This window comes from Roseicyclus sp. (assembly GCF_052168335.1).
Taxonomy (GTDB): domain Bacteria; phylum Pseudomonadota; class Alphaproteobacteria; order Rhodobacterales; family Rhodobacteraceae; genus Roseibacterium.
In genome coordinates this window covers 1-6,049 of the sequence record NZ_JBQLZP010000631.1, presented here as the reverse complement: position 1 = coordinate 6,049, position 6,049 = coordinate 1, and the positions used below count along the sequence as shown (strand labels likewise).

At 72.3% G+C, this 6,049-nt stretch carries 4 protein-coding genes and 1 pseudogene; 4 read left to right on the top strand and 1 reads right to left on the bottom strand.

Annotated features, from left to right (window positions below; genetic code table 11):
- Nucleotides 1–107: 107 nt before the first annotated feature.
- Entirely contained in the window at nt 108–1,079 is a 972-nt protein-coding gene (locus tag ACTS11_RS19350) for an alpha/beta fold hydrolase (RefSeq protein WP_442641924.1), read from the bottom strand.
- Between the two features lie 120 nt (nt 1,080–1,199).
- Between ACTS11_RS19350 and ACTS11_RS19345 the strand changes: the two genes are divergently transcribed.
- The 4 genes and pseudogenes from ACTS11_RS19345 to ACTS11_RS19330 form a co-directional block, all read left to right on the top strand.
- Nucleotides 1,200–2,831 carry an FAD-binding dehydrogenase gene (locus tag ACTS11_RS19345; protein ID WP_442641923.1) on the top strand — a complete coding sequence of 544 codons (1,632 nt, stop codon included), beginning with the start codon at nt 1,200–1,202 and terminating at the stop codon, nt 2,829–2,831.
- Between the two features lie 84 nt (nt 2,832–2,915).
- Nucleotides 2,916–4,322, top strand: coding sequence for a cell envelope integrity protein CreD (creD, locus tag ACTS11_RS19340; protein ID WP_442641922.1), 1,407 nt, complete (start codon nt 2,916–2,918; stop codon nt 4,320–4,322).
- Nucleotides 4,282–5,142 carry an urea carboxylase-associated family protein gene (locus tag ACTS11_RS19335; RefSeq protein WP_442641921.1) on the top strand — a complete coding sequence of 287 codons (861 nt, stop codon included), beginning with the start codon at nt 4,282–4,284 and terminating at the stop codon, nt 5,140–5,142. The genes creD and ACTS11_RS19335 overlap by 41 nt, the downstream gene beginning before the upstream one ends.
- 260 nt (nt 5,143–5,402) lie before the next feature.
- Nucleotides 5,403–6,049: pseudogene (locus ACTS11_RS19330) on the top strand (type III PLP-dependent enzyme); the annotation flags it as partial.

Genomic DNA, 6,049 nt, shown 5'->3' with positions numbered 1-6,049 from the left:
CGCACGACCAGCAGGCGCCCCGCCCAGGCAGCCGCACGGGCCTCGGCGTCGCGGAGGACGCGGCGCTCTTCTTCGACGCGAAGACGGGACTGAGGCTGCGCTGAGGTTCAGCGCCAGCCAACCCGCGTGAGAAGCGCGTCGATCGCGGCGAAGAGCGCGTCGTTCCGCCCGACCCAGAGGTGCCCGCCCGTCGGGTAGACGATGGCCTCGGCGCCGGGGATCGCGCCCGCGAGGAAGCGCGCGTTCTCGGCGGTGAGAAAGCGGTCGTCCTCGCACGAGAGCGTCAGCGTCGGCGCGGTGATCCGGGCGTAGTCGATATCCTGCGGCCGGTTCGTCTGCACGTTGTCGTAGAGGAGCCCTTCGGCCCGGTCGCTCACCGGCAGGATGCTCTCGACCATCGCGGCGACGCGCGCCTGTTCCTCAGGCGAGGCCGCCGCCACCAGCGCCGGCTCGGTCGCAAGCAGCGTCCCGATCAGCCGGTCGCGGGCCAGCGTCGCCGCGCCCCAGAACAGGAGGTCCGAGCGCAACGCGCGCATCACCGCCCATTCCGCGAGCGGGCTCCACGGCGCGACCTCGGCGCGGCCGGGGATCATCAGGGCCGGCACAACCGGGAAGAGGGCGGCGGTGCGGTCCGGGAACATCTCGGCGAAGGCAAGCGCCGGGATCGCGCCCGCAGACCCGCCCGCGACCGCGACGCGGTCCACGCCCAGCGCGTCGAGCATGTCGGCGAAGGCCTCGGCCTCCATCCTCGGGCCGGCCCCCTCGGGCAGCGGCGTCCGCAGGTAGCCGAAGCGCGAGGGCGCGATCACCCGATAGCCGTGCGCGATCATCGGCCCGGCGGCGATCAGCCCCTGGTCGAAGCCGCCGCCGGTGCCGTGGAGCATGAGGAAGGGCGGCCCCTCCCCCGCCTCGGCCACCTCGATTGGCCCGTGCCGCGTCTCGACGAGGCGCGAGAGCTCCGGCGCGGCGCGGGCGCGGAAAGCGGCCATGTCGCGGCGGAACGGCACCGCCGCACCCGCCACCCCCGCAAGCGCCAGCGCCCCCGCTCCGATCAGGATGTTCCGCCGCGTCCGTCCCATGGCGCAGCCTCGCCCATGGCCCGGCCTTCCGGCCATGACCTGCGTCAAGCCTGACGCCACGCCCCGCGCGACAGGCGCGGCGGCCCCTGCTAGCCTCTCCGCAAACCGGAGGAGGGGCGCATGGCGGACGCGGACGTCATCGTGATCGGAGGGGGGCTCGCGGGCCTCGTCGCGGCCTGGCACGCGGCCGAGCGGGGGCGGCGCGTCGCGCTTCTCGACATGGAGGGGCCGCAATCCCTCGGCGGGCAGGCGTGGTGGAGCCTCGGCGGTCTCTTCATGGTGGACACGCCCGAACAGCGGCGCCTCGGCCTCAAGGACAGCCGCGACCTCGCGGCCCGCGACTGGTTCGGCTCCGCCGGGTTCGACCGGGCCGAGGACGCCAACCCCCGCGCCTGGGCCGAGGCCTATCTGGACTTCGCGGCCGGGCCGATGCGTCCCTATCTCCACGGCCTCGGGATGCGCTGGTTTCCCGTCGTCGGCTGGGCCGAGCGCGGCGGCTCGCTCGCCGGCGGGCACGGCAATTCGCTGCCGCGCTTCCACGTCACCTGGGGCACGGGAACGGGCGTGGTGAAGCCTTACGCCGCGCGGGTGAAGGCGCATCCGACGATCACGCTCCACTTCCGCCACCGGGTGACGGCGCTGCTGGTCGAGGGCGGCGCGGTCACGGGCGTCAGCGGCGAGGTGCTCGCCCCCGACGAAGCCAAGCGCGGCGCATCGACCAACCGCACCGTGACGGGCGACTTCACGCTGCGCGCGCCCTCGGTCGTCGTCGCCTCGGGCGGGATCGGCGGGAACCATGACCTCGTCCGCAAGGCCTGGCCCCGCGCGCGGCTGGGCGAGCCGCCCGCCTTCATGGTCTCGGGCGTGCCGGACTACGTCGACGGGCAGATGCAGGGCGTGGCCGAGGCGGCGGGCGCCGCCGTCATCAACCGCGACCGGATGTGGCACTACACCGAGGGCCTCCGGAACTGGGACCCGATCTGGCCCGCCCACGGCATCCGCATCCTGCCCGGTCCCTCCTCCATCTGGTTCGACGCGCAAGGCGCGCGGATGGAAGCGCCCTGTTTCCCCGGCTTCGACACGCTCGCGACGCTGAGGCGCATCCTGAAGGCGGGCGGGCATTCGTGGTTCGTCCTCACGCAATCCATCATCGAGAAGGAATTCGCGCTCTCCGGGTCCGAGCAGAACCCCGACCTCACCTCCGCGAGGTGGTCCGCGGTGATCCGCGAGCGGCTCGGCAAGGGGGCGACGGCGGCGGTCGAGGCCTTCAAGACCCGTGGCGAGGATTTCGTCGTGGCCGGGGACCTCGAGACGCTGGTGGCCGGCATGAACCGGATCACGCCCGATGCGCCGCTCGACCCCGCGCGCATCCGCGCGCAGATCGAGGCGCGGGACGCCCAGATCGGCAACAGGGTGGCGAAGGACGCGCAAGTCATCGCCCTCCGGAGCGCGCGCGCCTATCTCGGCGACCGGCTGGTGCGGACGGCGAAGCCGCACCGCATCCTCGACCCCGCGCACGGGCCGCTCATCGCCGTCCGGCTCAACATCCTGACGCGGAAGTCGCTCGGCGGGCTGCACACCGACCTCTCGGGCCGGGCGCTGCGCGCCGACGGCTCGGTCTTCCCCGGCCTCTTCGCGGCGGGCGAGGCCGCGGGCTTCGGCGGCGGGGGCTACCACGGCTACAACGCGCTCGAGGGCACGTTCCTCGGCGGCTGCATCTTCTCGGGGCGGACGGCGGGCGAGACGGTCTAGCACGGCTCCGGCGGTTTTCCCGCATTGCCGTTCGGGGCCCACGCAGGCAGCTTGCCGCCGCAACCCAGTCGCCGGAACCCCCGTATGCGCACCCCCGGAACCCGCTTTCTCGTCGTCGGGCTACTCGCCCTCCTCATGTTCATCCCGCTCTGGTTCGTCTCCGCCGTCGTCGAGGACCGCACGCGCCTGAGCGAGCAGTCGATCCGCGACGTGGGCGAGGAATGGGGCGGGACGCAGCTTCTGTCCGGGCCGGTCCTGATCCTGCCCGTGGAGGGGCCGGTCCAGGTGCCGCAGCCGGTCGAGGTGACGGATCCGCAATCCGGCCAGACCCGCACCGAGACGCGGATGGTGACGGAGATCCGGCCGATGGCGCCCGTCTTCCTCCTGCCCGAGGACTTCACGCTCGACGTGACGACGCGGACCGAGACCCGCGCGCGCGGCATCTTCGAGGTGCCGGTCTACGCCGCCGAGGCCGACCTTGCCTTCACCTTCGACACCGACCTCGCCGAGGGGCAGCTTGTCGCGGGCGAGCGCATCCTGTGGGCCCAGGCGAGCCTCCGCGTCGGCGTCACCGCGAACCGGGCGCTCCGGGGCGAGGCGCGGCTCATGGCCGACGGCGCCGCCATCCCGCTCGAGCCCCGCGCAGACGGGCAGCCCGGCATCACCGCCGCGCTCGGCGATCCGCGCGGGATCGGGAGCTACGCGCTCGCCCTCGGCTTCAACGGCGCGGCGGAGCTCTATGCGACGCCGATGGGGCGGGACAGCCGCGTCACCATCGTCTCGGACTGGCCGCACCCGAGCTTCGACGGCGCGTTCCTTCCCGACGGGTCCGAGATCGGCGAGGCGGGGTTCAGCGCCACATGGACGATCCCGCACCTCGCCCGGCCCCTGCCGCAGGCGGCGCGGAGCGACACCGACCTCATGGCGCGCGCGACCTCGGCCTTCGGGGTGCGCTTCTTCCAGCCCAACGACTTCTACCAGCAGGCCTGGCGCGCGGCGCGCTATGGCATCCTCTTCATCGCGCTGACCTTCCTGACCGTCCTCCTGATCGAGGGGCGGAGGGGCAAGCCCACGCATCCCGTGCAATACATCCTGATCGGCCTTGCGCAGTCGGTCTTCGTCCTGCTCATGGTCGCCTATGCCGAGCAGATCGGCTTCGGCCCGGCCTACGGGCTCGCCGCCGGGGCGACGGCCGCGCTCCTGACGCTGTTCGGGGCGGTGGCGCTGAAGCTCGGACGGCGGACGCTGGTGCTCGCCGCCATGCTCGGCGTGACCTACGCGGTGCTCTACCTCATCCTGCGCTCGGCCGATTACGCGCTGCTGGCCGGATCGACCCTTGCCTTCCTCGCGCTGGCCCTCACGATGATCGCGACGCGAAACGAGGATTGGTACGGACCGGCCGAGGCCGGCACGCGCCGGCCCTGGTTCGGACGCGAGCGGGAGAGACAGGATGCAGAGCAAGACGGGCCCCCACCACCTCCCGCCGCCTGACGCGGAAGCGCGCCGCGCCGTCCGCCCGGTGATCTGCTACCCGGTCGAGAGCCTGTCGCGGCCCGAGCCCGCGACCCTCGCCGAGGCGCGGCGCGACCTGCGCAAGACGACCGAGGTGACGGTCCCGCCGCGAGAGGCGCGCACCTTCCGCGTGCGGGCCGGACAGACCTTCCGCATCTCGAGCGTCGAGGGCCCGCAGGTGGGCGACCTCAACCTCTGGAACGCGGGCGACCTGTCGGAGCGCTTCTATTCCGGCAAGACCCGCGCGCTGCACGGCACGCATGTCACGACGGGCGACCGGCTCTGGTCGGGCTTCCCCGCGCTCCGGCCCATGGCCACGATCGTCGAGGACACGCTTGGCTGGTACGGCATCGACGAGCACGGCGGCGGCGTCCACGACGTCATCGGCACGCGCTGCGACCCCTACACGCACAACCTCCTGTCGGGCGGGCAGTATCACCATTGCTGCCACTCAAACCTGACGCGCGCGCTGGCCGATGCGACGGGCCTGCCGATGGCCGAGGCCGAGGCGCATGTCCACGACGTCCTCAACGTCTTCATGTGCACGGGCTTCACCCGCGACACCGGCCAGTACTTCATGAAGGCGAGCCCCGTGCGCCCCGGCGACCACATCGACGTCCTCGCCGAGATCGACCTTCTCGGCGCGCTTTCGGCCTGTCCGGGGGGCGATTGCGGGGCCGAGCATTCCTCGGACGCGGCGCCCTGCTTTCCGCTGCGCGTGGAGGTCTTCGACAGCGCGTGGACCCCGCGCCACGGGCCGCCGCCCCGCAACGGATACGACCGCAGCCACGGCCGCTGATTCCCGCGAATTCCCTTGATTGCCCGCAGCTTCCCGTGCAGCGGGGCGACGCGCGAAAAAAACTTCGAATGACAGGAAATCTTCACTTGATTTGCGCGGCGCTTTGCCACAAATGCGCGGCCATAGACGCCAACGCACGCGCCTCTGTCACGGGTGGTAGGTCCGCCGGAAAACGGCCCCGAACCATCGCAGTTACGTAGCGACGGTAACGTCTCCGCTGGAACTCTACGGCCTCCGGGCCGGGTCTGTTGGAGATGACCATGACCGCTACGTTCGCCGAATTCCCGGCGGCTTTCGCCGTCCCGTCCGTTGACCGCACCTCGGCCCGCATCGAGGATTACATCCGCGCGCGCGCCTTCGACCGGCCGACGCTGGTGCTCGACATCGACGGTGTCGAGGCGCAGTACCACGCGCTGAAGGCGGGCCTCGGCCGCGCCGACATCCACTATGCCGTCAAGGCGAACCCCGCCCGCGAGGTCATCGCGCGCCTGATCGAGGTGGGCTCGCACTTCGACGCCGCCTCGCGCGGCGAGATCGAGCTCTGCCTCTCGCTCGGCGCACGGCCCGAGACGATCTCCTTCGGCAACACGGTCAAGCGCGTCTCGGACATCGCCTTCGCGCACGCCGCCGGCATCACGCTCTTCGCCGCCGACGCGGAGGAGGAACTGCACAAGATCGCCGCGCACGCGCCGGGCGCCGAAATCTACATCCGCCTCATCGTCGAGGCGTCGGGCGCCGACTGGCCGCTGACGCGCAAGTTCGGCACCTCGCGCGACAAGGCACTGTCGCTCATGGCGCTGGCGCGCGACCTCGGCCTGGCGCCGGTGGGCATCTCGTTCCACGTCGGCTCGCAGACGCGCGACCCGGCGATGTGGGAGGGCACGCTCGACCAGGTGGCGGCGGTCTG